This window comes from Streptomyces sp. NPDC042638 (genome assembly GCF_040647235.1).
GTDB classification, from domain to species: domain Bacteria; phylum Actinomycetota; class Actinomycetes; order Streptomycetales; family Streptomycetaceae; genus Streptomyces; species Streptomyces rameus.
Map to the genome: position 1 here is coordinate 1 of NZ_JBEZBT010000153.1, position 1,351 is coordinate 1,351.

The 1,351-nt window shown below is 73.5% G+C and carries 1 protein-coding gene; it reads left to right on the plus strand.

Annotated elements, in window-relative coordinates; all coding sequences use genetic code 11:
* Window positions 1-1,351, plus strand: a 1,351-nt coding sequence (locus AB0B40_RS38190; protein ID WP_362268243.1) for a polyketide synthase dehydratase domain-containing protein, incomplete at both ends; no start/stop codon positions are given.

Sequence of the window (1,351 nt, forward strand, 5' to 3'; positions counted from 1 at the left end):
CGTTTCCTGACGTCGGTGGCCGAGGCGTTCGTCGGGGGCGCGGCCGTCGACTGGGAGGCGGTGTTCGCGGGCACGGGCGCTCAGCGCGTCGACCTGCCCACCTACGCCTTCCAGCACCAGCGCTACTGGATCGAACCCGACACCGCACGACAGGGTGACGTCTCCACGGCCGGCCTCTCGTCCGCAGACCATCCGCTGCTCGGCGCTGCCGTCACCCTGCCGGAGACCGGCGGCCACCTCTTCACCGGCCGGCTCTCGGCTCGGTCGCACCCCTGGCTGCTGGACCACTCTCTCTTCGGCACGGCGATCCTCCCGTCCTCCGTTTTCGTGGAGCTGGCGCTGCGTGCGGGGGACGCGGTCGGCTGTGACCGGCTGGAGGAGCTGACGCCCCGGACGCCGCTGGCGCTGCCGGGCAGTGGGGCGGTCCAGCTCCAGGTCGCGGTGAGCGGACCCGACGATTCCGGTCGCCGTACGGTCAGTGTCTACTCGCACCACGAGGACGGCGCGTCGGAGGACCCGTGGACCCTGCACGCCCGTGGTGTGCTGACGGCGGGTGCCCCAGCGGGTTCGGCGGAGGGCCGTGTGCCGGCCGAGTGGCCTCCGGCCGACGCGGAGCCGATCGACGCGGCAGGACTCCACGAGGACGGCGAAGAGCGCGTGGGCATTGCCCGTGGCTCCGCCTTCCAGGGGCTGCGGCAGGCATGGCGCCGAGGCGAGGAGATCCTCGCCGAGGTGGCGCTGCCGGAGGAACTGCGTGGAGACGCCGGACGCTACGGCCTGCATCCGGCTCTGCTGGACGCCGCGCTCCACGCCGTGCACGGCAAGCCGGTCGACGGGACCGAAGACGCGATCGCGCTCACGCACGCGTGGCGCGGAGTCGCCTTGTACGCCACCGGAGCGACCACGCTGCGCGTGCGTCTCGTGCCGGAGGCGGGCGGCGGTGTCGCGGCGGTGCTGGCCGACGAGACCGGCCAGGTGGTGGCGACCGCGGAGGCGGTCACGAGCCGGAGCGTCACACCGGACGACGTGGCCGGGCAGGGACGGGTGCCACACGAGTCGTTGTTCCGGGTGCAGTGGGCCGGACTTCCGGAGGCCCCCACGGCCGCGGTCGAGGGCCTCGCTGCCGGGTACACGGTCGTGGGCCCCGACGCCGCGGAACTGCGTGCCCTGCTCGGGATCGCCGACGAGGGCATGGCTGTGTACGCCGACATCCGCGAGGCCGCGATGTACGGCGAGACCGCGCCCGGGTGCGTGCTGTTGCCGTTCCTCTCCGGCTCCCCGGTTGTCGGGGGCGTGGTTGATCCGGCGGTTGTGCGGTCGGTGACGCTCGGTGCGCTGGAGTCGTTGCAGG